Annotated in this window: 28 protein-coding genes; 5 read left to right on the top strand and 23 right to left on the bottom strand. The window is 70.5% G+C overall.

Annotation, left to right across the window (positions count from 1 at the left end):
• Window positions 1-118: 118 nt before the first annotated feature.
• A complete protein-coding gene (gene lat, locus ACFY1L_RS27420; protein ID WP_388829664.1) occupies window positions 119-1,459 on the bottom strand; it encodes an L-lysine 6-transaminase in 1,341 nt (446 codons plus the stop codon).
• Between the two features lie 758 nt (window positions 1,460-2,217).
• Here lat and ACFY1L_RS27415 point away from each other — a divergent pair.
• On the top strand, window positions 2,218-2,679 hold the full coding sequence (locus ACFY1L_RS27415) for a DUF6193 family natural product biosynthesis protein (RefSeq protein ID WP_388829661.1): 462 nt from the start codon (window positions 2,218-2,220) through the stop codon (window positions 2,677-2,679).
• A gap of 240 nt (window positions 2,680-2,919) precedes the next feature.
• Here ACFY1L_RS27415 and ACFY1L_RS27410 read toward each other — a convergent pair whose 3' ends face one another.
• The 22 genes from ACFY1L_RS27410 to ACFY1L_RS27305 all read right to left on the bottom strand — a co-directional run bounded on the left by ACFY1L_RS27410 (window position 2,920) and on the right by ACFY1L_RS27305 (window position 22,971).
• On the bottom strand, window positions 2,920-3,141 hold the full coding sequence (locus ACFY1L_RS27410) for a helix-turn-helix transcriptional regulator (RefSeq protein ID WP_069759895.1): 222 nt from the start codon (window positions 3,139-3,141) through the stop codon (window positions 2,920-2,922).
• The gene (locus ACFY1L_RS27405) at window positions 3,141-3,632 is read right to left on the bottom strand and encodes a DUF2975 domain-containing protein (RefSeq protein ID WP_388829657.1); all 492 of its coding nucleotides are present in this window, start codon (window positions 3,630-3,632) and stop codon (window positions 3,141-3,143) included. The genes ACFY1L_RS27410 and ACFY1L_RS27405 overlap by 1 nt, the downstream gene beginning before the upstream one ends.
• Window positions 3,633-3,836: 204 nt before the next feature.
• Window positions 3,837-4,670 (bottom strand): S1 RNA-binding domain-containing protein, encoded by an 834-nt coding sequence (locus ACFY1L_RS27400; protein ID WP_388829654.1) that lies wholly within the window; start codon window positions 4,668-4,670, stop codon window positions 3,837-3,839.
• Between the two features lie 331 nt (window positions 4,671-5,001).
• Window positions 5,002-5,667, bottom strand: coding sequence for a response regulator (locus ACFY1L_RS27395; protein WP_388829651.1), 666 nt, complete (start codon window positions 5,665-5,667; stop codon window positions 5,002-5,004).
• A complete protein-coding gene (locus tag ACFY1L_RS27390; protein WP_388829648.1) occupies window positions 5,664-7,019 on the bottom strand; it encodes a histidine kinase in 1,356 nt (451 codons plus the stop codon). The genes ACFY1L_RS27395 and ACFY1L_RS27390 overlap by 4 nt, the downstream gene beginning before the upstream one ends.
• 27 nt (window positions 7,020-7,046) lie before the next feature.
• On the bottom strand, window positions 7,047-7,880 hold the full coding sequence (locus tag ACFY1L_RS27385; RefSeq protein WP_388829645.1) for an ABC transporter permease: 834 nt from the start codon (window positions 7,878-7,880) through the stop codon (window positions 7,047-7,049).
• Window positions 7,880-8,824: an ABC transporter ATP-binding protein gene (locus tag ACFY1L_RS27380; protein ID WP_388829642.1), complete on the bottom strand. Its 945-nt coding sequence runs from the start codon at window positions 8,822-8,824 to the stop codon at window positions 7,880-7,882. Before ACFY1L_RS27380 ends, ACFY1L_RS27385 begins: the two co-directional genes overlap by 1 nt.
• A 190-nt stretch (window positions 8,825-9,014) precedes the next feature.
• Complete coding sequence (locus ACFY1L_RS27375; RefSeq protein WP_388829639.1) at window positions 9,015-9,944, bottom strand: oxidoreductase; 930 nt, start codon at window positions 9,942-9,944, stop codon at window positions 9,015-9,017.
• Window positions 9,941-10,621, bottom strand: a complete 681-nt coding sequence (locus ACFY1L_RS27370) for a 2-hydroxychromene-2-carboxylate isomerase (protein WP_388829636.1) — start codon at window positions 10,619-10,621, stop codon at window positions 9,941-9,943. Before ACFY1L_RS27370 ends, ACFY1L_RS27375 begins: the two co-directional genes overlap by 4 nt.
• A 49-nt stretch (window positions 10,622-10,670) precedes the next feature.
• A complete protein-coding gene (locus ACFY1L_RS27365) occupies window positions 10,671-11,765 on the bottom strand; it encodes a beta-ketoacyl synthase N-terminal-like domain-containing protein (protein ID WP_388829633.1) in 1,095 nt (364 codons plus the stop codon).
• 5 nt (window positions 11,766-11,770) lie between these two features.
• Window positions 11,771-12,601 (bottom strand): alpha/beta fold hydrolase, encoded by an 831-nt coding sequence (locus ACFY1L_RS27360; protein ID WP_388829630.1) that lies wholly within the window; start codon window positions 12,599-12,601, stop codon window positions 11,771-11,773.
• Complete coding sequence (locus ACFY1L_RS27355; RefSeq protein ID WP_388829627.1) at window positions 12,601-13,593, bottom strand: beta-ketoacyl synthase N-terminal-like domain-containing protein; 993 nt, start codon at window positions 13,591-13,593, stop codon at window positions 12,601-12,603. The genes ACFY1L_RS27360 and ACFY1L_RS27355 overlap by 1 nt, the downstream gene beginning before the upstream one ends.
• Entirely contained in the window at window positions 13,590-14,738 is a 1,149-nt protein-coding gene (locus tag ACFY1L_RS27350; protein ID WP_388829624.1) for a beta-ketoacyl-[acyl-carrier-protein] synthase family protein, read from the bottom strand. Before ACFY1L_RS27350 ends, ACFY1L_RS27355 begins: the two co-directional genes overlap by 4 nt.
• Window positions 14,732-16,033 (bottom strand): beta-ketoacyl-[acyl-carrier-protein] synthase family protein, encoded by a 1,302-nt coding sequence (locus tag ACFY1L_RS27345; protein WP_388829621.1) that lies wholly within the window; start codon window positions 16,031-16,033, stop codon window positions 14,732-14,734. Before ACFY1L_RS27345 ends, ACFY1L_RS27350 begins: the two co-directional genes overlap by 7 nt.
• Window positions 16,034-16,092: 59 nt before the next feature.
• Window positions 16,093-16,344 carry an acyl carrier protein gene (locus ACFY1L_RS27340; RefSeq protein ID WP_388829618.1) on the bottom strand — a complete coding sequence of 84 codons (252 nt, stop codon included), beginning with the start codon at window positions 16,342-16,344 and terminating at the stop codon, window positions 16,093-16,095.
• 120 nt (window positions 16,345-16,464) lie between these two features.
• Window positions 16,465-17,364 (bottom strand): 3-hydroxyacyl-ACP dehydratase FabZ family protein, encoded by a 900-nt coding sequence (locus ACFY1L_RS27335; RefSeq protein WP_388829614.1) that lies wholly within the window; start codon window positions 17,362-17,364, stop codon window positions 16,465-16,467.
• Window positions 17,361-17,609: an acyl carrier protein gene (locus ACFY1L_RS27330; RefSeq protein ID WP_388829611.1), complete on the bottom strand. Its 249-nt coding sequence runs from the start codon at window positions 17,607-17,609 to the stop codon at window positions 17,361-17,363. Before ACFY1L_RS27330 ends, ACFY1L_RS27335 begins: the two co-directional genes overlap by 4 nt.
• Window positions 17,610-17,644: 35 nt before the next feature.
• Complete coding sequence (locus ACFY1L_RS27325) at window positions 17,645-18,667, bottom strand: SDR family oxidoreductase (protein ID WP_388829608.1); 1,023 nt, start codon at window positions 18,665-18,667, stop codon at window positions 17,645-17,647.
• Complete coding sequence (locus tag ACFY1L_RS27320) at window positions 18,664-19,134, bottom strand: type II toxin-antitoxin system RatA family toxin (protein ID WP_388829605.1); 471 nt, start codon at window positions 19,132-19,134, stop codon at window positions 18,664-18,666. Before ACFY1L_RS27320 ends, ACFY1L_RS27325 begins: the two co-directional genes overlap by 4 nt.
• Before the next feature lie 5 nt (window positions 19,135-19,139).
• The gene (locus tag ACFY1L_RS27315) at window positions 19,140-20,771 is read right to left on the bottom strand and encodes an MFS transporter (RefSeq protein WP_388829602.1); all 1,632 of its coding nucleotides are present in this window, start codon (window positions 20,769-20,771) and stop codon (window positions 19,140-19,142) included.
• Window positions 20,772-20,803: 32 nt separating this feature from the next.
• On the bottom strand, window positions 20,804-21,820 hold the full coding sequence (locus tag ACFY1L_RS27310) for a beta-ketoacyl synthase N-terminal-like domain-containing protein (protein ID WP_388829599.1): 1,017 nt from the start codon (window positions 21,818-21,820) through the stop codon (window positions 20,804-20,806).
• Window positions 21,817-22,971 carry a beta-ketoacyl-[acyl-carrier-protein] synthase family protein gene (locus ACFY1L_RS27305; protein ID WP_388829596.1) on the bottom strand — a complete coding sequence of 385 codons (1,155 nt, stop codon included), beginning with the start codon at window positions 22,969-22,971 and terminating at the stop codon, window positions 21,817-21,819. The genes ACFY1L_RS27310 and ACFY1L_RS27305 overlap by 4 nt, the downstream gene beginning before the upstream one ends.
• A 235-nt stretch (window positions 22,972-23,206) precedes the next feature.
• Between ACFY1L_RS27305 and ACFY1L_RS27300 the strand changes: the two genes are divergently transcribed.
• The 4 genes from ACFY1L_RS27300 to ACFY1L_RS27285 are packed head-to-tail and all read left to right on the top strand — an operon-like array spanning window position 23,207 to window position 25,328.
• Window positions 23,207-24,202 carry a thioesterase family protein gene (locus ACFY1L_RS27300; RefSeq protein ID WP_388829593.1) on the top strand — a complete coding sequence of 332 codons (996 nt, stop codon included), beginning with the start codon at window positions 23,207-23,209 and terminating at the stop codon, window positions 24,200-24,202.
• Between the two features lie 6 nt (window positions 24,203-24,208).
• Window positions 24,209-24,544 carry a DsrE family protein gene (locus ACFY1L_RS27295; protein ID WP_388829590.1) on the top strand — a complete coding sequence of 112 codons (336 nt, stop codon included), beginning with the start codon at window positions 24,209-24,211 and terminating at the stop codon, window positions 24,542-24,544.
• Window positions 24,544-24,948: a hypothetical protein gene (locus ACFY1L_RS27290; protein WP_388829587.1), complete on the top strand. Its 405-nt coding sequence runs from the start codon at window positions 24,544-24,546 to the stop codon at window positions 24,946-24,948. The genes ACFY1L_RS27295 and ACFY1L_RS27290 overlap by 1 nt, the downstream gene beginning before the upstream one ends.
• On the top strand, window positions 24,948-25,328 hold the full coding sequence (locus tag ACFY1L_RS27285; protein ID WP_388829584.1) for a hypothetical protein: 381 nt from the start codon (window positions 24,948-24,950) through the stop codon (window positions 25,326-25,328). Before ACFY1L_RS27290 ends, ACFY1L_RS27285 begins: the two co-directional genes overlap by 1 nt.
• Window positions 25,329-25,375: the final 47 nt, after the last annotated feature.

Raw genomic sequence — 25,375 nt, 5'->3', positions numbered from 1 at the left:
TTTCGGGTGGGACGGGGCGGCTGGGAGGGGGTGGCTGGTACGGGGTTCGTTTGCAGGGAGTCGGTTCGTACGGGGGCGGTTGGTACGGCGTCGCCTGGTACGGCGTCGCTGGTACCGGTCAGTGCAGACCGGCGAGGACCCGGTCGAGGGCCCGCAGGGCGACCCCGAGCTCGTCCCGGGTGATGGACAGGGCAGGGCGGAAGCGCACCGCACGCTCGCCGCACGGCAAGGCGATCACCTGTTCCTCGGTTCGCAGCCGGCGCACCACCTCGTCGCGAACGGCGCTGTCGGGCATGTCGATGGCGCACATCAATCCGCGCCCCCGCGAGTTCGACGCCACCGGTGCGTGTCGGACCTCCAGATTACGAAGCTCGGCCAGGAACCACGCGCCCACGGCGGCGGCATTGGCCACCAGGTCGTCCTTTTCGATGATCTCCAGGATGCGGCGGGCCCGGACCATGTCGACCAGTCCGCCGCCCCAGGTGGAGTTGATCCGCCCGGAGACCCGCAGGACGTTGTCGGCCACCTGGTCGACACGGCGGCCGGCCATGATGCCGCCGAGCTGGACCTTCTTGGCGAAGGCGACGATATCGGGCTCGAGGCCGAGTTGCTGGTAGGCCCAGGTGGTGCCGGTGATCCCCACCCCGGTCTGCACCTCGTCGAGCACGAACAACGCGTCGTACTCGTGACAGAGCGCCTGCATCGCCTGCAGGAACTCGGGGCGCATGTGGTTGTCGCCGCCCTCGCCCTGGATCGGCTCGGCGAGGAAGCAGGCGATGTCGTGCGGGTTGTCCTCGAACGCTCGCCGCGCCTGCTCGAGGGCCCCTCGCTCGGCCTCCTCGACCTCGGCGAGGTGGCGCTCGAGGGGGAATCGCACCGCGGGTACGTCGATGCGCGGCCAGTCGAACTTCGGGAAACGGGCCGTCTTGTTGGGCTCGGTGTTGGTCAGCGAGAGGGTGTAGCCGCTGCGGCCGTGGAACGCCTTCCGAAGGTGGAGCACCTTGGTGCCGAGCTCGGGTGAGCGGCCTGCGGCCTCGTTGCGGCGGCTCTTCCAGTCGAACGCCGTCTTGAGCGCGTTTTCTACGGCGAGTGCTCCGCCCTCGACGAAGAAGAGCCTCGGCAGGTCCGGATCGCCCAGTACCCGCACGAACGTCTCGACGAACTCGGCGTAGTGCGTGGTGTAGATGTCGGGGTTGGCGGGCTTGTTCGCGGCGACCTGTGCGAGCAGGGCCATGAAGTCCGGGTCGTTCACGATGCCCGGTGCGTTGAGCCCCAGCGGAGCGGACGCGAAGAACGAGTAGAGGTCGAGGAACTTCTCACCGCTGCGTGCGTCGACGATCCACGAGCCCTGACTGGCGAGCGGGTCGAGCACAAGCTTGAAACCGTCGATCAGCACGTGCCGACCGAGTCTCTCGTGTACCTCGTCGGGATGGACCGTCGACGTAGCGGCAACCGTCATGGAGACACCTACCCTCGAGAGCCGTTTACCGAAGAAACTTCGTTGAGCGTGAGGATCAGCGAAAATATCTTAGGTATCGCGCGGAGTGAGCCGCAAGGTTTCGTTCGCTGATAGATCCTCCGGACGAGGAGCTGATCCGGCCGCGGAGACACTGCCAACAGCGACGACGCCGGCGAGCAAGAAAACGCGACTCGCTTGGTTCCGACGGAGAGGGGCCTGCTCGGGCGGGTCCACCTGCACTAGAGGTTTCGCCGACGGCGAGGGCCAGCATGGCTGACCGATGCAGAACTGGCCTCCGTCACGAATGCGCTCGGGCATTCCCTACGACAAATTCTCATCCGCATCCAGTGCCGCGACCGCGTGGGCTGCGAGGTTGAGTCAGGACCAGCGCCTGCGGAACGTGCTGGATGAGATCCGTGCGTACTGGCTCCAGCAGGTTGGCTGCCGCTTTGAGGCGCCAATGGCCTCCTCACCCCGGACGACCAGGCGCGCTTCGCCTGGGGCAAGTGATCTGCACGGCTGTTATTTGGGGGGCACCTCTGCCCTTTCCAACTGGGCTTCCAATACCTCCCCCTGCTAGAGAGGTAGCCCCTCCGTGCGCCTTTGGTGCAGGTCGGAAGGGCTAAAGGGGCTTCCTGTGTGTCCTGCAACTCTGTCTGAGACAGGTCTGTTCTCGGCACGTGCTGGCGGCCGGGGAGGCGTCCCGCCTCGGTCGATCTGGTCCCTGTCTCAGGTGAACGGGACAGCAGAATGGGCCCATGGGATGGATAGATGCGCCGAGTGCTTCCGATGGCGCCGAGCCGGGTCGGGATGATCTCGTGGAGGCTGCGTGGCAACGACTGCTCCATAGGAAGGACATGGACATCAGACTGGTGGGAGCCGCGTATGCTGAGCCGCTTCTCCGGCAGCTCCATCCCTCAAGCAGTCACCAGGACCTTCATTTCAGCAGGTGTACAGGTGCCTGGTCCTGGGATGTTCCGTTCATCATGCACCTTCCTGGCGGGCGTTACCTCGTCGCTGGGCCGTCCCGTTCCCAGATCGTGGGGGAGGCGGACACCGCCGAGGAAGCCGTTGCTCTGGTCGTCGGTGGTCTGCCGCCAGGCTGCGGCCCAGCGGTCGTCGGGGGCCGGGAGGACCTCGCTCGGCTCGACACGGTTCCGCCGGACCAGATCCCTGGAGACGATGAGGGGCGTTCTTACCCATCGGACCAGATCGGCTGAGAATTCGAATGTCCGCCGCACCGAGCCAGCGTCCATGGCGTGCGCGGAGGAGGCGCCGACAAGGCACAGAGGCGGCATCGCCGAAGCCACGAACGCCTGGCGGAGTGCGCGTCCGGCTGGCTGTGAATGTGCTGCACCCCCGAAGCCCTGGCTGCCCGCCCAACGACGAACCCCGCCCTTCCGCGCCGGAAGGACGGGGTTCGTCGTTGGCCGGCGTTTTCACGCCCGCCCTGGGGCGCGTCATCCGCCCGCGGCGTCATCGGCCTCCCAGCGCAGCAGGTCGCCCGGCTGGCACTTGAGCACCTCGCAGAGTGCGGCGAGCGTCGCGAAGCGGACCGCCTTGGCGCGGCCGTTCTTGAGTACCGCCAGGTTGGCGGGCGTGATCCCTACGCGGTCCGCGAGCTCACCCACGGACATCTTCCGCCGGGCCAGCATCACGTCGATGTCGACGGCGATCGGCATCAGATCACCTCGTCCAACTCGGCCTTCATCTGCGCCGCTTCGACGTCGCGCGCCACGGCCTGGGCGAGCAGCATGCGCAGCACGAGCACGATGAGTGCGACCCCCAGGATGGCCACGCCGACCCCGGCCATGATGACGGTGACGCCCGGGTCGTCCCGCTGGCCCGGTGCGTTGATGGCCGTGACGGTGAACCACACGAGGGCAGCCGCCACGATCGCGCCGATCACGCCGTCCACGTAGCGGAAGGCGGCGTGGGAGAACACGGTTCCGCGTCGCACCATCGTCACCAGCCGCCATACGCAGACCAGGGCGAACTGGGCCGACAACATGCCCAGGATCGTGATCACGCGCAGCGGGGTCAGGGGGAGCGACCCGTCCTCCGGGTCGTTCCCGCTGATCAGCGCCCACAGCATCAATGCCTGTACGAACACGGTGCCGGCGAGCACCACCACGAGCACGGCGCGTAGCGCACGCACTGCCAGCTTTCCCACGGCCCATCCTTCCATCGAGTTGCGATGGGAATCTATCGAAATTCGATAGATGGCGCAAGGGGTGGGACGGAGGGTGGGCGGCGGTTTCGCACCGCGGCGGGACGTCGCCACCTCCCACGGCCGGGTTGGGGGCGGGGCCTCGCCTTCACCAAACAGGCTGAGGGACTGGAGCACTCGCGCAGGGGAGACAGCGACACGCAGGTGTCACCGGAGGTCGGGTAAGACCTCACGTCGGGAGAGTGCCAGCCTGCGTCGTTGTCGGTCGATTTCTGTGACGACGACCGTGATCTCGTCGCCGACCTGAAGGACGTCCTCCGAAGTCGCCACAGGCATCCTGGTGAGCTCTTGTAGATGGACCAGTCCCTCAATACCGGCGGCGACCTGAACGAAGACGCCGAACGGGACCACCCTGGTGACCTGTCCGTGCAGCGTCTGGCCCACCGCAGTCCCTTCGACGAACGCCGCGAAAGGGTCCGGCTGCATTGCCTTCAAGGACAGCCTTGCCTCGCCGTTCCAGTCGTCGAACTGAAGAAACTCACATGAGACGCGCTGTCCGACCCGAACGACGTCCGAAACTGCGTCGATGTGGCGCCACGACAGTTCGGGGATCGTGATGAACCCAACGCCAGGGAAGACCGGGTGGTCAGGGCCGTCATCCAGCGACACGAACACGCCAAAGCGCTCGATCGCCGCGACTGTCCCGGAAAGGATCTCTCCGCGGTGACGTGATTTCAGGAACGCCCAAAGTTCCGGATTCTCGGTGGCGGTCATCGCCAGCCGGACCCTGCCCTCGTCCAGGTCAACGGCCATCACCTCAGCGGTGATCCGCTGGCCGACCTCCACGGCCACAGCCGTATTCCAGCGCCAGGAGACATCCGCCGGCCAGACGGTCCCCAGCGGGCGTGCGGAGAATCCGTCCAGGGTCACCGTCACCCCGTGAGACCGCGTGACCTCTGCGACCGTCCCGCTGCAGAGGTCGCCAACATGGATCCCTGCCAAGAACTCCTGGGAAGTCTGATCGTCCGGCGCTGCCCCCATGCCGTCCAGCCTCTCATGGGAGCCGTGCGCAAGGCCCGGAGCGTGGTCAGGCTGCCGATTTAAGGGGACGTCCGCCTCCAGCGGGTGCTCCTCGGTGTCTCGTGTCCGGTTCTCAGCAGGTTCAGTCGGTGCACGATTCGCCCACACTCGCGGCTGCAGCGCACCTACCGTGACCTCTGACTGCCGATCACGGAGAACCTCATCGGCCGTCGCACGTCCCTTCCGGCGGCCTCGGCCATCCGGATCCTCTCGGGGAGCCTCACACGTGCCCGACTACGGGACCTGCCAGAGCGCAGCAGCGCAACAGCGACGAGCGGCGCATGACCCGCCTCTACTTGGCCCTCACCAGCCCGGCGTCGTACGCCATGATCACCGCCTGGATGCGGTCCCGCGCCCCGATCTTCGCCAGGACCCGGCCCACGTGCTTCTTCACCGTCGACTCGGTCAGCACCAGCCGCTCCGCGATCTCCGTGTTCGTCCAGCCCTGGCCGATCGCGATCAGAACCTCCCGTTCGCGGTCGCTGAGTGCCTGCAGTCGAGGGTCCTCGGCCGCGGGGGTGTCGGACGGGGCCAGGACCTGGTGGGCGTAGGCGTCCAGGAGGCGGCGGGTCAGGCTGGGGGCCACTACCGCGTCGCCCGTCGCTACCGCGTGGATGCCTGCTACCAGTTCTTCCGGGCGGGCGTCCTTCAGGAGGAAGCCGCTCGCTCCGGCCCGTAGGCCCTCGTACGCGTACTCGTCGAGGTCGAACGTCGTCACGATCAGGACTCTCGTGCGGCCGCCCGTCGCGGTGATGCGGCGGGTGGCCTCCAGGCCGTCCATGCCGGGCATGCGGATGTCCATCAGGACCACGTCGGGGCGGAGTTCGGCGGCCAGGCGGACCGCTTCGGCTCCATGTGCCGCCTCGCCGACCGGGGTCAGGCCGGGGGTGCCCTCCAGCAGCATGCGGAAGCCCATGCGTTGCAGGGGCTGGTCGTCGGCGATCAGCACGGTGGTCATCGCTTGGGGTCTCCTGAGGGCGGGGGGTCCGTCGAGGCGTCCAGGGATACGTCCACCAGCCAGCCGTTTCCCGTGTCGCGTGGGCCGATCGTGACTTCTCCGCCGTACATCGCCGCCCGTTGGCGGATGCCCACCAAGCCGTGCCCGGGGGTGGCGGTCTGTGGCTCCGTCGTCGTACGTGCCGTTGGTGGTGTTCCCGTGTCTGCGATGCGGATGTGGACCCTGCCGGTCTCGGACGTCACCGAGACTTCGGCTGCGGAGCCTGGGCCCCCGTGCTTGAGGGTGTTCGTCAGCGACTCCTGGACGATGCGGTAGATCGTGAGCTGGACGCCGCTGCTCAGGGTGTCCAGGTTGCCCACCGTGCGGTACGTCACCGGTAGGCCCGCCGCGCGGACCCTTGTCAGCAGCTGGTCCAGGTCGGGGATGCCCGGTTGGGGGTTCAGGGGGCGTTCGGGGGGATGGTTCTCGCGTAGGACGCCCAGGACCCGGCGTAGCTCGCTCATCGCCTGGCGGCCTGTGTCGGCGAGGATGCGCAGGGCATCGGCGGACTGTTCGCCTCGGTTGGTGGCCAGGGTTGCTGCGCCGTCGGCGACGCTGACCATGACCGAGAGGTTGTGGCCGACGATGTCGTGCATCTCGCGGGCCACCCGGGCCCGTTCGGCGGCGGCGGTGAGCTGCACGCGCTGGTCGCGTTCGATCTCCAGGCGGGCGGCGCGGTCCTCGAGCGCGGCCAGGTACATCCGGCGGATGCGGAGCGTCAGGCCTGTGGCCATGGCCGCCGTCGTCGTGCCCAGGAGGAAGAAGAGGCCGAGGAGCGGATTTTCCACGGGCACCAGGAAGCAGGTGGCCAGGGTCAGGCCGGCGAATGTCAGCGCCGCCGCCCAGCCCAGCAGTCGTAGCGAACCCCGTGAAGCCAGGGTGTACAGGGCGACCAGTGCCGCGATGCCGGCCTGCTGCCACACGCCCAGCGACCACTGGATGAGCGACACGGAGAGGATCACGAAGAACGTGACCGCCGGGGCCCTGCGGCGCCACCACAGCGGCACGATGAGTGCTACGGCGAAGGCGATCAGGGCGGCCGTCGGGTAGTCGGCGCGGGTGCTCGCCTCCCCGAAGGGGCCGTGGGTCCTGCGGGTGAGCAGGTCCGGGAGGCTGATCAGGGCGACGATCAGCACCACCGCCGTGTCGAAGAGCCACGGATGTCTACGGTCCAGCTGCCGGCGGTGGTTCTGGCCGCGCAGCATGCTGTCCAGGACCGGGTGCGACGCCCAGGCAGCGTCGAGCCCGGGGGACGGCACTTGCGCCGTCCCCCGGGACGCGTCCGCGGCGGCCGCCGCGCGTTCCGGACTCATGGGCCCCATTGTCCCCGTCCTAGCAGGTCACGCGTCCGAGCGGACCAGTCGCACCGCCGCCCCGACCAGCGCCAGAGCCACCCAGCCCCCGAACACCGCCAGCCCCGCCCCCGCCGACAGCGCGTCCGACGACTGGTGCAGGGCGTACACCGCCGAGCCCGCGTTGCTCGGGAAGTACGGGTTCATCGTGTCGTACCAGGAGTCCGGCAGCAGCGAGGCCAGGCCCGGGAGGATGAGGAGCACGCCGACCAGGACCGCGATGGCCCCGGCCGAGGAGCGCAGCAGTACGCCCAGGGCCACGCCGAACACCGCCACCAGGCCGAGGTAGACCCCGGCGCCCGCCAGGCTGCGCAGTACCCCGTCGTCACCAAGAGACAGCGCGATCTTCTCGCCGTCCAGGCCCAGCTTGCCCAGCTGGAATGCCGCCAGCGCGGCGATCGTCGACAGGGCCAGGACGATGGGGCCGATCACCGCCGCCTTCGACCACAGCACCGGCAGCCGGCGCGGCACCGCCGCCAGCGTGGAGCGGATCATGCCCGTGGTGTACTCGCCCGCCGACAGCAGCACCCCCAGCACGCCCACCGCCAGCGACGCGAAGGTCACGCCCGTCAGGGCCAGGCTGACCGCATCGCTGTCGCCGGAGCCCGGGCCGGGCGGGCCGCCCGTCGCGGTGGCGTCGGGGCTGTAGGTGGCGGCGGCGATCGCACCGAACGCGATCAGCAACACCACGGCGACCGCCAGGGTGATCCAACTCGAGCGCAGCGACCAGAACTTGGCCCACTCCGAACGCAGCACCCGGGGACCGGTCACCTTGTAGGTCGTCGTAGGGGCAGGGACGGGGGCGAGGTCGGTGACGGTCATCAGGCGGCCTTTCGTTCAGCAATGGCTTGTGCGGCATCGACCGGGCCGCTCTGGTACTCCACGACGTCCCTAGTCAGTTCCATGAACGCCGCCTCCAACGACACCGCCTGCGGGGTGAGTTCGTACAGCGGCACCCCGTGCTGGGCGGCGATCGCCCCGATCTCGCGGGCGTCGCGTCCGGCCACCAGGAGTTCCTCGGCGGAGGAGGAGGTGATCGTGACGTCGGGGGCGGCCAGGAGTGACCGCAGCCTCGCCGGCTCCGTCGTGGCGACCTTCACGCCTCCGCCGCCTGCCTCCCTGGTGAAGTCGTCGACCGTGGTGTCCGCGAGGAGCCGGCCGCGGCCGATGATCACCAGGTGGTCGGCGATCAGGGCGGTCTCGCTCATCAGGTGCGAGGAGAGCATCACCGCGCGGCCCTCGTCGGCCAGGCCGCGCAGCAGGTTGCGTACCCACAACACGCCTTCCGGATCAAGGCCGTTGACCGGTTCGTCGAGCATGACGATCGCCGGGTCGCCGAGCAGGGCCGAGGCGATGCCGAGGCGCTGGCCCATGCCCAGGGAGAAGGCGCCGACGCGCTTGCCGGCCACGCTGGTCAGGCCGGCCAGCTCGATGACCTCGTCGACCCGGCCGCGCGGAATGCCATGGGTGTGCGCGAGCGCCATCAGGTGGTTGAACGCGCTGCGCCCGGGGTGGACGGACTTGGCCTCCAGCAGGGTGCCGATCTCCTGCAACGGAGCGGCGTGCCTCGCGTACGAGCGCCCGTTGACGGTGACCTTGCCTGCGGTGGGGGAGTCCAGGCCGACGATCATGCGCATGGTCGTGGACTTGCCGGCGCCGTTGGGGCCCAGGAAGCCGGTCACCTCGCCCGGCTTCACGGTGAAGCTCAGGTGGTCTACGACCGTCTTGTCCCCGTAGCGCTTCGTCAGCTCACTCGCTTCGATCATCGGCGTGGGCCTTCCCTGCCTCGAACTCGGCCGCGGATGCCTGGATGCGCCGCGGTGTCTGTGTTTCTGAGTTCGAAGCTATGGGCGGGGCGGGCCGGGTCTCTGGGACCGCGGGGGAGTCTTCGGCGGCCCGGTGGTACCGCGGTACCACCGGGGCCTCATCCCCTGAGGTGACCCCGGCACGAACAGATCACCCCGGGTACACGACCCCCGTAAGCCGCTCCGACTCCTCCCACAGCCGCCGCTGGACCTCGCTGTCGTGGGAGCGGGCGGTGGACTCGACGCGCTCCGGGTGACCGGTGAACTGGGTCAGGCCCGGAGGGCCGTAATAGGCGCCGCCCTCCGCCTTCGGGTCGGTGGCTGCGCGCAGGGTGCCGAGGGCGCCCATCTCCGGGGGCTGGACCAGCCAGGAGTTGAGTGGGCTCAGGCGTTGGCTCATGAGGAGGCGGGCGGGGGAGGGGAGGTCGCGGCCGAACTCGGTGCTGGCGTTGCCCGGGTGGGCGGCCAGTGCGATGGTGTCCGCTCCGGTCGTCCCCAGGCGGCGTTGCAGTTCGTACGTGAACATCAGGTTCGCGAGCTTCGCCTGGAAGTAGGCCGCCGGGGCGAGGTACCGGCGTCGGCCGTGCAGATCCGCGAAGTTGATCCTGCCGTGGCGGTGGCCGATGCTGCTCACCGTCACGATGCGCGAGCCAGGGGTCGCCAGCAGGCGGTCCAGGAGCAGGCCCGTCAGTGCGAACGGGCCCAAGTGGTTGGTCGCCAGCGTCAGTTCGAAGCCGTCCTCGGTGACGGTGTGGCGCAGTCGTAGGCCTCCCGCGTTGTTGATCAGCAGGTCGATGCGGGGGTGGGAGGCGCGCAGCTCGTCCGCCGCCCGGTGGACCGAGGCGAGAGACGCCAGGTCCAGCTCCTGCACCGCCACCTTCGCGCCACGCACCCCCGCCCTGATGCGGGCCTCCGCCTCCGCCGCCCGCTCCAGGTTCCGGCACGCCAACACCACCGTCGCCCCGCGACCGGCCAGCACCCGCGCCGTCTCGAAGCCCAGGCCGCTGTTGGCGCCCGTGATCACGGCCGTACGGCCATGCTGGTCGGGCACGTCGGCCGCCGTCCAGCGTGTGCCGGTCAACCGCAACCCCCCGCATGCCCCTGGTCGACCCCCGCGGCCGCCAGCAGCTCGGGCGGCAGGTGCTGGGCGCGGATGCGGGAGACGAAGGCGGGGAGGCGGTCGACGCCCCAGTACTTGTCGAAGCCGTCGATGAAGTACGGCACCCCGAACACCCCGTCACGGTGCAGGAGTTCGATGGAGGCGAGGCCTTCATCCCGTACGGCCGGATCGGTGGACGCCTTCTCGAACGGCTCGGGATCCAGGCCGAGTTCGGACGCCACGGCGGCCATCACCGCCGTATCGGAGATGTCCCGGCCCTGCTCCCAGCGCGCCCGGTACACCGCGTCGATGAAGCGGCGGCCGTGACCGAGGCGGTTCGCGACCAGGTAGGCCAGGTGCGAGACCTCCCAATGCGGGTCGGGGTCCTGCGGCCACACCATGTCGAGGTCGCGCTCGCGGGCCAGCCTGCGCACGTCCTGGAGGATGTAGAGGTGCTTCTCGCGCGACATCGGCACGTACGGGAGGCGGATGCCCCGCTCGGTGAGGTCCTGGTTGGTGGGCTCGTCGGGTTCCCAGAAGGGGAGCCAGTCGATGGCGTCGGCGACGTCCGGATAGCGGTCCGTCAGATCGCGGTAGGCCATCCAGGAGTACGGGCTGCGGAAGGAGAAGTACCAGCGTGGTGCGCGGCGTCGGGACATGGTGGTCAAGCTCCTTGGTGCGTCGGGTGGTTCAGAGCGGTCAGTGCCATCAGTGCAGGAGAAGCAGCGCGCAGCCGACCGAGCCCGTGCGGTCCACGGACGTGATCAGGCCGACCCGGCCGGACGCCTCGGACGGATGCGTCTCGGCGTACGCCAGCAGGGATGCCGTCTGGAAGCCGGCGGCCGCCGCTCCCGTGTCGCCGATCAGCTCGTGCGGGGCGAGGTCGACGGCCGCGGTCTCGCCGAGGACGTCCGCGACGGCCAGCACCTCGTCGGCACCCGCGCGGCCCGTGCTGCAGGAGCGGGCGATCCCCACGATCTGCTCAGACGTCACAGCCGCCTGGGCCAGGGCGCGGCGCAGACAGGACGCGAGGGCGGCGCGCACGTCCTCGCCCAGCACGACGCCCAGTTCGACGGCGAGGATCTCGGCGAGCACCGGCTGGTCGCCCGCTGCGGCCGGTTCGACCAGCAGCATGGAGCTGCCCTCACCCAGCGGCAGCGAGCCGGACGCGTCCGTGTGGTGCTCCAGCCACGCGCGGGCCGGCGAGAACTCCTCCGCCGTACCGCACAGCACACTCTCCGCATGGCCCGAAGCCAGCAGCCTGCGCGCGTAGTTGAGGGCGTGCAGGCCCGCCGCCCGGCCGCCCGCGATCGTCGTGTTGGGGCCCTTGAGCTGGTACCAGATCGCGCTCTGGCCGCTCGCGCAGTTCATCACCGTGTTGGGAAACTGCGCAGGGTCGACGAAGAACGGCTGCTCGCCGGTGAGCGAGTCGCGGGTGAAGTCCATCATGCTCTGCGCGCTGCCGGTGGTGGTGCCCAGCGCGAAGGCCGCGCCCTCCCCGGTGCCCACCCGCCGGTTGCGCTCGCTCTCGTCCAGCAGCGCGCCGACCGCGGTGACCGTCAGACCGGTGACCCGGTCCATGGAACGGGTGCCCTTGCGGCCCAGCGCCGAGCGGACGTCGAAGCCCGGTACCAGGCAGGCCGTCGGCTCCGGGGTCTTCTCGTACGAAGGCGCCAGCGCCGCCCTGGTGTCGCGGCGCTGTCGGACGCCCTCGGTGAACGCGGCCCTGCCGACGCCGAAGGGCGAGACGGCGGACCAGGCGGTGATGACCGGGCGGCGGACCGCCGTTGCCGTAGCACTCATGATCGTCACGTTTCTGTGGTGAGGGTTGTTTGCAGGACGGGCGGGGGCGTCAGGACCGAATCCAGGAACTCGCGCAGCTCGGCGTTGAAGTCGGCCGGCTCGTCCACCATCGGGAAGTGGCCGCTGCCGCCGAGGACGCGCAGGCGGGCGTCGGGCAGCGCGCCGGCCAGCGCGATGGCGTGCTGGGACGGGGTGGCGATGTCGTGCGCGCCGCCAACCACCAGACAGGGCACGGTGATTCGGGCCGTGCGCAGCTCGGGCGTGCGCAGGAACAGGTCGAAGAAGCGGATCCAGCCGTACGGGCCGATCCACTCCCGCACCCGCTGCGCCATGAGGATCTCGGTCTCCGCCGACACCCGGCCGCCGGAGTGGGCGCGGATGCCCTCCTGCAGGATCAGGTGGAAGTCGTTGAGGTAGTGGGTGATGGTCGCCCAGTCGAACTCCTCCGCCGTGCCCCGGTAGAAGGGCGAGACGAGGACCAGGGCGCGGATACCGAAACGGTCGAACGCATCGGTGCGGTCGAGCAGTTCGAGCAGCACGTTGGACGACATCGAGTGCGCCACGACGACGTCCACCGGGCCGGGCACGGAAGCCAGCGCCTCCTCGACCCAGGGGGTGAGGTTGGCGGTCCGGCCCCAGCCCTCCACCCCCTGTCCCCGCCAGGGGAGTTGGGCCGACCAGACCTCGTGCGCGGCACCCAGCTGCCGCACGGTCTCCTCCCACACGGTGTCGCTGCCCGCGAGGCCGTGCAGGAACAGGATTCTGGGGGCGCCTGCTGCGGCGGCACCCGGGTGCCGCCGCAGCACGACGGGAGCCGACGGCGCGGGGGGACGCATCACCGTCGACTCCCCGCAAGGGGGAGTGGGGTCGAGACGAGCTGGGTCGGGGACAGCAGGGAGACGCCGGCCGTGGCACCGCTCAGGCCCGCGCCGGACACCGCGTACACCGGGCCCGTACCGCCCTCGTCGAACCAGTCCGTCGCCGCCGCGCACTGCAGCACGCCCAGCGCGCCGGACGCCTGGCCGAGCCCGGCGCCGAGGCCGACCCGCGGCACGCCCGGGAGCAGATCGTCGGGCAGGGTGGAGGCGGCGTCCTGCGGGATCTGCCAGCGGGCCGGCGCCGTACGGTCCGGGCCGGCGAGGTCCTCCACGCAGGAGCGGATGCCGTCACTCATCGCGTAGCCGCCGTAGACCGCGCGGACCGTGGCCGAGCGGTGGCGGGCGGCCTCGGCGCGCTCGACCACCAGGGCGGCACCGCCGTCCAGGCCCGTGCGGCCCTCGCCCAGCAGACGCCGTACCGCGTCGTTGTCCGGCTCCACGCCGATCACCAGCACCCGGTCGACCCGGCCCGAGTCGATCATGGTGGCGGCCCAGTGCACGGCGTCCAGGCCCGAGGTCGCGCCGTTGCAGACCATCAGGTTGGGGCCGCGCAGGCCGAAGCGGATCGCCACCGAGGAGGCGACCACATTGCTGGAGGCGTTCGGCAGGTCCATCGGCGAGGTGGCCGTGACCGTCTGCGCCCGGATGGTGTCCAGGGCGCGCACGACGGTGTCCAGGTTGCCGAAGTTGGAGCTGGCGACGACACCGATGCTCGTGCCCGGGACGGTCAGCCCGTCCTCGTCGAGCAGGCCGGTGTCCATCAGCGCGCCGGAGGCCAGGCAGTACGCCAGCTGCGTCGCCCGGTCCTTGTAGCGCAGGCCCTTCTTGCCGACCAGCACCTCCGGCGCCACGGGGCGCCCGCCCGCCTCGGGACCGGCCGCGAGCGCCGCCGGGGTGTCCGCCCCCGGGACCAGGACACTGACGCCCGTAATGACCACTGAACCGCTCATCGAGCCGCCTCCACGATCGCCACCGCGTTGATGCCGCCGAAGCCGAAGGCGTTCAACTGCATGGTTTCCAGGTGTGCTTGACGCTCGGCGCCGGTCACGAAGCGGAAGCCGGCCGCCTCGTCCACCGGGTCGTCCAGGCCCACCGTGGGCGGGATCCGCCCCTGGTCCATGGCCCGCAGCCCGACCACCAGGTTGAGCAGGCCGGAGCCGCCCGAGGTGTGCCCGGTCATCGACTTGACGGCGGTCATCAGCGGCTTGTCCGCGTCCGAACCGAGCACCTCGGCGAGCGCGACGGCCTCCGCCTCGTCGTTGAGGAGGGTGCCGGTGCCGTGCAGCATCACCAGGTCGACGTCCTTCGGCTCGACCGCGGCGACGGCGTACGCCTGCCGCATCGCCTGCGCGATGCCCTCGGGCGAGGGCGCGGTGGCGTGGTAGGCGTCGCAGTTGACCGCCACCCCGCGCAGCCGCCCGTGCACCTGCTGACCCTCGTCCCCGGTCGCCTCCTTCTGCAGGACGACGGCTGCCGCGCCGTCGCCCATGAGCACACCGGTGCGGTTGCGGTCGAACGGCCTGACCCGCTCGGGCGCCTCCGGGTGGACCCGCTCCAGCAGGCCGTACATGCTCTCGGTCAGCACGTCGACACCGGCCACGATCACCGTGTCCGGGCCGTCCGGCCGGGCCAGCAGGTCCGAGCCGAGGGCCAGTGCGTACAGCGAGGCGGAGCAGGCGTTGGAGAAGGTGTACGTCTGCTCGGCGCCGAAGCGCTCCTTCAGGGCGGGCCCGAAGTGCAGTCCGTGCTCGGTGAGTTCGGCGTCCCCGCGCCACCACAGCTCAAGGGAGCGCAGCTCGCGCAGTCCCGTGCCGACGAGCACGGGGATGCCGGCGAGGTCGTCGCCGAGCCCGGCGTCCTTGGCCGCCTGGCCGACCGCATCCAGCAGCAGGGCGGTGGCGCGGGCCGGGACGTCGCTGCCCTCGGCGGGCCGGTCGTCGACCTCGTAGGCGTACTGGGCACGGAAGTTGGCCCTGTCGAAGCCGCGCAGCGGGGCGTGGCCGGTGACGCCGGCGCACAGGTTCTCGAAGAGGTCGTCGATTCCCCTGCCCGTGCTGGCGATGGCGCCGATGCCGGTGATGGCCTGGCTCAGCACAGCGCGTCCTCCTTCTCGTGTATGGGGTCGGCCGGGGCGTCGTAACGGCCCAGCAGCACCACCGCGTTGTTGCCGCCGAAGGCCAGCCCGTTGTTCTGCACGACCCGCAGGTCGGCCTCGACCGCCCGGTTCGGCACGCAGTCGACGGTGCACTCCGGGTCGGTGGTGACGTGGTTGATGGTGGGCGGCACGAAGCGGTTGTCGATGGCGAGCGCGCAGCCGATCGCGCCGAGCGCGCTGGCGGCGCCCATGCTGTGCCCGAGCATCGACTTGACCGACACCGTGCGCGGCGGGGTGTCCCCGAACACCTGCCGGATCGCGCCGACTTCGGTGACGTCGTTGGCCTTGGTGCCGGTGCCGTGCGCGGAGATCAGGTCGACCTGTTCCGGCTTGACGCCGGAGTTCTCCAGGGCGAGCTGCATCACCCGGGCGACGCTGTCCCGGTTGGGCGCCACCTGGTGGTAGGCGTCGCAGTTGAGGCCGTAGCCCAGCACCTCGGCGTAGATGTGCGCGCCGCGGGCCAGGGCGGAGTCCAGGCGTTCCAGTACGAGGACGCCGGCGCCCTCGCCCGTCAGGATGCCCTTGCGGTCGGCGTCGAAGGGCTGGCAGCGGTCCGGGGCGATGGTGCCCAGCCGGTAGAAGCCGGTGAACGTCTTGCGGCACATCGCGTCCGCGCCGCCGCAGAACGCGAACTCGGCCTCGCCGGAGGCCACGGCGTCGAAGCCGTAGCCGATGGCGTAGTTGCCGGCCGCGCAGGCGGTGGGCACCGTCACCGCCTCCACGTCGCTGAGGCCCAGCTCCTGCGCGACGGCCACCGACAGCCGCCCCGCGGGGACCCGGCGCACGGCCACCGGGTCCAACTTCTCGGCGCCGTCGGCGAGTTCGGCCTCGACGAGGTGGTCGAGGTCGTAGGACTCGCCGTCGGTGGTGCCGATCGAGATCAGGCCGCGCTGCTCACGCAGCCGGCCCAGGTCCAGGCCCGAGTCCTGCAGGGCCATGCGGGCGGCGGCCACCGAGAACTGCGTGGCCCGCCCCAGCTGGTCCAGGTCGAGCTCGGAGATCCACTGCGCGGGGTCGAACCCGGTGACCTCGCATCCCGTCGAGTGCGAGTACCCCTCCGTGGCGAACACGGAGATGGGCTTGGCCCCGCTGCGGCCCTCCTTGAGGCCCCGCAGGAACTCGGCGACGCCGAGGCCGATGCTGGAGACCACGCCGAACCCGGTGAGGACGACCCGGTGGCGTGCCCCTTCCCCGGCCGGCCCGATGGCGCTCGGTGCGCCGTGCTGTGCTGACATGCCACCCTTCCGATCCACAGTCGTCGCTCCCTCACCCGGATCCGGGCGCGGACTTGGCCCTACCAGCCGGCGGCCTCGGCCACGACCGCGTAGACGCCCTCGATGTTCACCATGCGGGGCAGTTCGCTCTGGTTGATGACGACGCTGAACTCCTTTTCCAGCGCGGCGAGAATCTCGATCGCGCGCAGCGAGTCGGCGTTGTGGTCCTCCTTGAAAAGGCTCGTCTGGGTGACCTCGTCCTCCTCGATCTCGAGGATGTCGCAGACGATTTCCTTGATGGTCTCGGTGCGCTCGGCGAGCTCGGTGGACATGCGTGATCTCCTTGAGAATTGCGCGGGAACTTCTCGGGAACTGCCCGAGAGGGAATTGATTTCCGTGAGTTCATTCTTGACCGCCACAAAGGCGATCGGTCCGGCCGCGGCAGGAAGTTGTCAGCGAATGCGGTCGGCGGGTCGGCGGGCCAGCACGGCCTGCTCCACGGTCAGGACCACCTGGCCGGCAACGCGCGTGCTGCCCTCGAAGATCTGGATGCCGTCGACCGTGCGGGCCAGCCGGACGGAGTGCTCGAGGGTGTCGCCCGGGAACACCGGGGCGCCGAAGGCCACTTGGGTGTAACTGCCGAGCATCAGGACCTCTTCGGCCAGCACATCCGTGTTGGCCTTGTCGGCCGTGGCGAGAACCGCCGCGGCCTGGTTGAAGGACTCCATCAACGGGCCGATGGGATAGGCGTACGCGGCCGGGTCCTTCACCTCGGAGTCGAGGTGCCGGTACCAGGGCTCGCCGTACGTGATCGCCTTCTCGGCGGTGACCTGCCCGCCGGGGGTGAACGACCGCACCCGGTCGATCAGCAGCATGTCGTCGCGGTGCGGGATACGGGCCATCAGCTCGGGCAGGTTCAACGGGCCCAGGCCGGTGGCCGGTCGGGGCGGGAACTCGGGCGGTACGAGGGGCGAGGCGGCGCCGGCCTCCTCGTACCGCAGACGGATGCGTGCCACCGGGGCGCGCTCGGTGGCGGCCGTCGCCCGGCACACCCAGTCCGCCCCGTCCTGCGTCCAGCGCAGCGCAAAGGTCAGCGTGTCGCCCGGGTAGGCGGGGTGCAGGAAGCGGGCCGACTCCAGGCGCGCCAGGCGCAGCCCGGGCGCTCCGGCCGGCGGGCGGTCGAGCGCGGCCTGGTGGGCCGTCTCGACGAGGAAGACCCCGGCGAAGATCGGGAAACCGCGGTAGTGGCCGTTGAACACCGGCTCCGCGGGGTCGAGTCGCAGCGAGACGCCGTCGGCCCGGACCTCCGTGAAGGGGGTACGGACCGACCGGCAGCGTTCGTGCCCGCTCATCCCGTGATTTTCGAGCTGAGCAGGCTGTAGGTCTGGCCGAAGTTGGTGATCTCGCCGAATTCCTTCTCGGAGATCTTGACGCCGAACTTCTTCTCCAGCTGGACCAGGATTTCCAGGCCCATGAGGGAGTCGACGCCGAGGTCCTCGACATAGAGGGCGTCGTCGGTGACGTCCTCGATCTCGACGTCGAGGGCGTCGGCGACGAGTTCGCGCAGGGATTCCTTTTCGAGCGTGGCGGTGGTCATTGCTGATTCCTTAAAGGTGAGTGGGAAAGGTGGGTTCAGGCCGCGACGAGCTGCCACGGCTCCGGCAGCCGCTTGGCGTGCCGGGGCTTGGCGTCGGCCCACCAGCGGACCGAGCGGGCCAGCAGGTCGGCGGGGTCGCGGACCTGCCTGGTCGGGGTGAAGGGGGCCGGGATGCTGGTGTAGCTCTCGAACATGCTGAGCAGGTCGACCGCGCGCTGCTGCACGTCGGAGAGGTGCGGGGTGGACAGCGGCAGGTAGAAGCCGTGCCAGTGGGCGGTGGGGATGACGGGCGCGAGCGGGATCGGCGCGATGTCCCGCTCGGCCCGCCACTCGTTGATGGTCCGGGTGATGACCGCGACCATGTCCGAGACCCGCAGACAGTTCTCGCCCCCGGCGATCGTCTCCACCACCTGCACGGCCGGCGGCGTCCCGAGCGCGGCGGCCACGATGACCTGGGCGACCTGGTCCACCGGCGAGATCTCGATGAAGCCGTCCGGGTCGCCGACCAGCGCGGGCGCCAGGCCCGAGATCAGGGACTGCACCATCGCGTACGGGCCCGACAGGCGGGCGATCGCGCCGTCGGTGCTGCGGCCGAAGACCAGCGGGGGCCGCACGATGGTCAGCGGTCCCGGATGCCGGGTGCGCACGACGTCCTCGGACTCGGCCTTGGACCACTCGTAGCCGTTGCGGTACAGGCCGTACTCGGGGTCCCGGGCGGCCCCCTCCTGTCCGTCGACGTACGCCGTCGAGATGTGCACGAAGTGGGTGTCGGCGTCGGCGAGTTCGAGGACGGCCTCGGTGGTGCGGACGTTGGCGGTGATCGCCTCTTCCTTGGTCATCGTCCACCGGGTGGAGGCGGCGCTGTGGACGATCACGTCCCAGTGCCGCCGGCGCAGCTCCTCGGGGGCGGGCTCGGCGCCCAGCACCCAGCCGGTCTCCGTCGGGCGGGTCGGGCGCCGGGTCACGGCCGTCACCTCGGCGCGGTCCCCGAACTCGGCCAGCTGGGCGAGGACTTCACTGCCCACCACGCCGCCGGACCCGGTCAGCAGGATCTTCATCCGGCGCTCCTCGGTGCGATGCCGCCGACCGCACCCGGCGAGGTGCGCTCGCCGATCCGCGCCAGCACGGACTCGGTGAAGCGGCGCAGCTTCCGCTCGGCGATCGGGCCGAGCATGGCGTCCATCAGCGGGATGCCGATCTCGAAGTCGAGGTGCAGTTCCACGGTGGTGTGCGGGCCGTCGGTGCCGATCTGCCAGTGACCCGTGCAGCGCGACAGCGGCCCCCAGGTGTGCCGGAAGTCGATGCGGCGCCGCTCGTGGTCGAGCACGTCCTCCTGCACCCATTCCAGGCGCGGCCCGTCGAGCAAGACGGCCCAGCGGGTGGTGCGCCGATCGTCGTCGACGCTGAGGGTCTCGGCCTCGGCGACCTCGGGGACGTAGGACGGGATGGACGCGGTGTCGAGCAGGGCGTCCCAGATGCGGCCGGGGGGTTCCCCGGTCGTCTGGCGGGTGGTGATGGTGGGCACGTCGGTCAGTCCTTTGCGTTCTGGGGCAGGTTCAGTTCCGGCAGACCGAGGAACTCGGCGTCGAGGTCGGGCAGATGGTCGCCGCGCGCGCTCTCGTGCAGGTCCTTGGCGCGGATCAGCAGCAGCGCGATGACGGCGCCGACGGCGGTCACGGTCGAGGAGGCGATCAGTACGTCGTGCAGGCCGTCGACGAAGGCGGACTGCGCCGCCTGGACGACCTTCCCGGCGATCTCCGGCGGCAGCGCCTTGGCCATCTCGCCGACGGCACCCGTGGACACCGCATCGCCGAACTGGTCCGCCTTCGGGCCGAGTTGGTCCGCCGCCGAGGAGGCGACAAACGCGTCGGCGACTCGGCTCTGGAAGACCGCGCCGAACACCGCGATACCCAGGGCCACGCCGACCTGCTGGAAGGTCTCGGCGATCCCGGAGGACATGCCGGCCTTCTCGGGCTCCACCATGCCGACCGAGAGCGCGGCCCGCAGCGGCTGGTAGATGCCCATGCCGACACCGGCCACGATCATGCTGGGCAGCAGCACGGTCCACTCACTGTCGTGCCGCACCAACGTGACCAGGCCCAGGCCGGTCGCCATCAGCGCCCCCGCGAGCACCGCGAGCAGCCTCGGCGACGCCTTCGCGGTCAGCAGACCGGTGACACCCGCGACGACGAACAGCGTCAGGGTCATCGGCAGGAAACGCACACCGGTCTCCCACGCGCTGAAGCCCAGCACGTTCTGCAGATAGGAGATCTGCAGAAAGATCGCGCTCAGCACGGTGGAGTTCCACAGCAGCGTCGCCGCCGACATGCCGATGAACGAGGGGATGCGGAACAGCGACAGGTCGAGCATGGCCGCCTCACCGCGACGCCGCTCGATGAGGACGAACAGCACGAGCAGGACGCCGGAGCCGGTGAACATCGAGACGATCGGCGTGCTGTCCCAGCCCTCCGCGTGTCCGCGCAGGAAGCCGGTCACCAGCAGGCCGAGAGCGCTGGAGAAGACCACCAGGCCCGCCCAGTCGACGCGATGGCCGGCCGGGTTGCGGGACTCGCGGATGCGCAGCTGGCCGATGGCCAGGGCGAGGACGCCGATCGGCACGTTCACCAGGAAGATCCAGCGCCAGTTCAGCGCGTCGGTGAGACCGCCGCCGATCAGCGGACCGAAGGCGATCGCCAGACCGACGACACCGCCGAAGATCCCGAAGGCCTGGCCGCGGTCCTTGCCGCGGTACTCGTGGCCGATCAGCGCGGGGCCGACCGCGAACAGCACGGCGGCGCCCACACCCTGGAGCCCGCGGGCGAGGTTGAGCTGCAGGATGCTCTGCGAGACACCGCAGCCGAGCGAGGCCAGCGTGAACACCACGAACCCGGTGTTGAACACCCGCTTGCGGCCCAACCGGTCGGCGAGCGAACCGCCGGTGAGCAGGAACGCGGCGAGCGTCAGCGCGTAGGAGTCGAGGACCCACTGCAGCTCGCTGAAGTCGGCGTCCAGCGAGACCCGCATGTCGGGCAGGGCCACGTTCACGACGGTCAGGTCGAGCATGAGCATGAACGTGGCGATGCAGACCACGGCCAGGGTCCAGCCGCGGCCCGAGACGGGGGGCTCGACGCCGGATTCGGGGACTTCTGCTTGCGTTGCCATCAACTGGTCTCCTTCATTGGGGTGTTGAGCCGTCATTGGGGTGGTGTGGGGGTGACGAAGGCTGCGGAGACGTTTCCTGCGGCGGTTGCGGCCACGACGAGTTGCGGTGCGGCGTCGGTCGTCTGCGGCGCCGTCGTGGCCGGGCGCGCCCACGCGGCGGTAGCCGCATTTCGGTTAGGGCCTCGCGTCCCTTCAGGGCGCTGCCGGGTTGTGAGCGCCGCGGCGACCGCCTGGAGGGGGCCGAGTGATCCGGCACCGGCGGGTTCCGGCTCGACGCCGAGCGCGGCTGCGACGGCCAGGGCGACCACGGAACCGTCACCGGTCAGGCGGACGTCGGCCCCGGTGTCGTAGGAGAGCCCGTCGAGGAGCACGCCGATGGCCGCTCGCACCTCCTCCGGCTCCCCGGCCCGCCGCGGCGGTACGAAGACCGAGCGCACCGCGATGCGCCCAAGTGCCCGGCGCCCACTGGCCGTTACCGCCTGAGCGGACTCGACGACCAGGGCCAGCGCACCGTCCTCGGCCGCACCGCGCACGCTCACCGCGGCCTTGTCCGACTCCGGCGCTACGACCTCGGTGGCCCCGGCGAGCAGCCAGTCCGCCCGACCCGACCTGATCGCGCGCAGCCCCGCCTGCAGCGCCTCCAGGGCGGCCGTCCGCGGGGTGTGCACGGCCAGGCTGAAGCCCTTGAGCGCGTGCTCCATCGCGACCCGGCTGGCGATGAGGTTCGGCGAGAAGTACGGCACCGCGGTCGGCGAGAGCAACCGGGCCTCGCCGGCGATGGTCGCCCGGTCGATCTCCGCGTGCACTCCGGCCACGGCATGGTTGGTGCCGACGGCAACCGCACGCCGCTCCTCGGGCACCGCCAGCAGCGCCTCGCCGACACCCTGCCGGGCCAGCACCCGCTTGACCGCGGCCAGCAGATACTGGGCGGACGGCGGCAAGTGCCGGTAGCCACGGCCGAGTTCGGCCCGCTGGTCGAACCAGTCGGTCGCATCGGGGTGCGGAGGGGTGACGGCGTCGATGGCCGACACGACGAAGTCCTGGGTCATGAGGACGCTCCGGTCAGGGCCAGGGAGATGTTGTTGCCGCCGAAGGCGTAGGCGTTCACCAGCGCGATCCCGTCGCGCAGTTCCGTGGCCTCGGAGGGCAGGTGGACCGGGCACTCGGGGTCGGACGCGGTCGTCGGCGGATTGCCGGGGACCGTGCCGTGGTGGAAGCAGAGGGCTGCCAGCACCGCACCCAACACCCCCGCGCCGCCCGCCAGATGGCCGACGACCGCCTTGAGGTTGTGCAGCGGGATCGCGGCGAGACGGGTGCCGAAGACCGCGCCCATCGCCGCCGCCTCGGTGCTGTCGTTCAGCTTGGTTCCGGTCGCGTGCGGCACGATCAGCGTGACGTCGTCCGGTCCGGCGCCCGCCTCCGCCAGCGCCGCCCGCATCGCACGTCCCGCCTGGGCGCCGGTCGGGTCGGGCGCGGTCGGGTGGGCGGCGTCGCAGCTCCAGCCGGTGCCGGCGAGCCGCGCGTACACCTGCGCGCCGCGCGCCTTCGCATGCTCGACCGATTCGAGTACGACGGCGCCCGCGCCCTCGCCGAGCACGACCCCGGCGCGGTCCTCGGCGAACGGGCGGGGCCGGTCGGGGGCGAGGGCGCCCATCTGGTTGAAGGCGGCCACGGTCACCCGCGAGTAGGCCTCGGCCCCGCCCGCGACCACCACGTCCGCCTCGCCGGTGCGGATCATCTCCGCGCCCATCGCGATGGCGTAGCCGCTGCCCGCGCAGGCGTTGCTGAGGTTGACCGCCCCGGCTCCGGCGCCGATCCGGGCGGCGAGCTCGGAGGCCAGCGTGAACGGCGGCGAGGCGTCCGCCACCGGGGGCACCTGCCCCGCCCGGGCCAGCTCCACCTGCCGGGCGTCGCCGACGCTCGACCCCATCACCACGGCGATCCGGGCGCCGGGCACGCCGTCGAGCCCGGCGTCGGCGTGTGCCTCCAGGCCGGCGTCCAGGGTGTAGCGGGTCGCGGGTGCCTCATCCGAGTTGCCGCCGGGCACCAGGTAGTACAGCGGCAGCTCAACCTTCAGATCCGGGTCCGGCACCTGGTCGGCGACGGCGGTGGCGCCGGCCCGTACCCCCGCCCAGAACGTCGTGACGCCCCGGCCGAGCCGGCAGACCACACCCAGGCCGGTAATGGCGATCTCAGTCACCTGAACAACTCCCCGTAAGCGCAAACCCCGTGTTTCCGGGGCGACATTAGGCCGGGAATTGCGCCGGAACTCAGAACCGGCAGGAACCTGAAACGCGCAGGTGCGGAACCCCGGACGGCCCCTGCAGGAAGCTGTCAAGACCCCCGGCACAACTCGGAGTTGCCCCTACGTTTCCTTCCGTCCGAGCGGCACGAGCCTCGAATCACGAGCCTTGGAAAAGGAACGGGGAATTCCGATGTCTTTCACTTCACGTACGTCACTTGCGTCACTTACGGAAAAGCTGGCGGCCCTCACCACCGGCACCACCCAGACCGAGGTGCGCCCGCGTTACGAGGGCAACAACATCAACACCTGGATCGGGTTCAAGCACGTCAACTACCTGGTCGAGGAGGCCGTCCTCGCCCACTTCCGCGCCGCGGATCTGCCCTCGCGCCTGCTGTTCGAGGAGTACGGCCTCGGTCTCGAGCTGACCGAGCTGGACACCCGCATCCTCAACGCCTTCCACCTGGACGAGACGGCCACCGCCACGGTCCGCCCCACCGGCGAGGGCACCGCGCTCACCTTCGCGGTCACCCTCTCCAAGGACGGCAAGAACAAGGACGTCACGTCCAAGGTGCGCGTCGCCCTGCGCCGTGAGCGCTATGTCGACCCCGCCAACGCGGTCCCGGCCGAGCTCGCCCCGTACGCCGTGGAGCGGATCGCGACCGCCGAGCCGGTGCGGGACGCCGAGCTCGTGCCGAGCGCCGACCTGGGCCTGACCGCCACGCACGCCACCGACCCGCTGCTGAAGGAGCTCGTCGAGGGCTCCAACGCGATCGCCTGGCGCTGGCGGATCTCCTACCCGTACTGCCACAACAACGAGCGCCTGCAGATGTCCGGTTACCTGCGGCTGATGGAGGAGGCCAAGGACCGCTTCGTCGCGCACCGCGGCATCTCCATCAAGACCCTTCTCGACGAGCGCAAGTGGATCCCCGTGGTCCCGCACTCCAAGATCCGCTTCCTGGACGAGGCGCTGATGGAGGAGGAGCTGCACATCGTCTTCACCGTCGAGGACGTCTTCAAGGACCTCACCTACACCTCGCGGATGGACTGCTACGTCGTCCGCGACGGCAAGCTCGTCCCCACCGCCACCGGTACGATCGTCCACGGCTACGCGGTCTTCGCCAACCGCAGGGACTGGTCCCTCGTCCCCTTCGACGAGCACGTCCTGACCGCCCTGCGCGGCGAGTGACCGACCGTGCCCGACGAGCCCGGCTTCGTACTGATCGAGTCGTCCGGACCTGCCTCCGGCCCGGCCGTCCCCCGCTTCCTCGGCGACGCGACCACACTGGCGCGCTCCGGCCACCCGGTCCGCCTGGTCCTCGTCCAGGAGGGCGTCACCGCCGCACTACCCGCGGCCCAGCCCCAACTGGCCGAACTCCTCTCGTACGGCGCCGAGTTGTGGGTCGACCGCTATGCGCTGACCCAGCGCGGGCTGGACGCGGACCAACTGCCCGCGCGGGCACGACTGGTCGGCATGGACGAGGTGGCGGGCGAACTGCTCGCCCCCGGCACCAAGGTGGTGTGGCACTGATGGCGCGCACCCCGCAGACGGACGTCCTGCTCGTCGTGATGGGCCCACCGCACACCGGAGAGCTCACCACCTCGGTGTTCCGGCTGCTCCAGGCGCTGCTGGAGCGCGGCGCGAGCGTCCAGGTGTGGGCCTGCGGCTACAGCACCATGCTCAGCCAGGAGGCGCTCGGCGACACCAAGCCGGCCAATCTACTGGACCGTTACGCCGAGTACCCGACCACCGTCGTACTGATCCGGGAGCTGCTGGAGGCCTTCCCCGGACGGCTGCACTGGTTCGGCTGCCGGGCCTGCAGCGAGCACCGGGGCGCCACCGGGCACATCCCCGAGGTGCGCATGCGGGCGCCGCACACCTTCGGCGGCCATGTCCACGCCGCCACCAAGACGCTGTTCATGGGGGTGGCCTGATGGCCTCGCTGGCGATCGTGGAACGCGCCTACCGCGGGGCGGTCGAACTCGCCTACTTCGACGCGCTGTTCCTCGGCATCGAGATCCACCGGCAGCTCGGCCTCGACGTACTGCTGCGCGGCGAGGCCGTCACATACGCGGTCGACGCCCCGGCGACCCCCGAGCCGCTCCTGGTCGGCAAGCGCCTGGTCGACACCCTCGACGCACCCCGCGCCGATCTGCTGCGGCTGCGCGACCTGGGCGTCGGCATCCGGGTGGAGCGCGAGGACCTCGCCGCCCTGGGGCTGGCCGAGGACCGGCTGATCGACGGCGTCGAGTGCGTGGCGGCGGGCGAGTCCGCGGCCCGCTGGCCCGACTACGACCGGATCTTCTTCCTGTAGCCGCGCACCTCACCGACCGACCACACAGTGCCAAGTGGACTCGTACA

The sequence above is a fragment of the Streptomyces sp. NPDC001663 genome (genome assembly GCF_042893105.1).
Taxonomy (GTDB): Bacteria; Actinomycetota; Actinomycetes; order Streptomycetales; family Streptomycetaceae; genus Streptomyces.
Note: the sequence above shows the minus strand (reverse complement) of the source record. Positions and strands in the feature narration are given on the sequence as shown.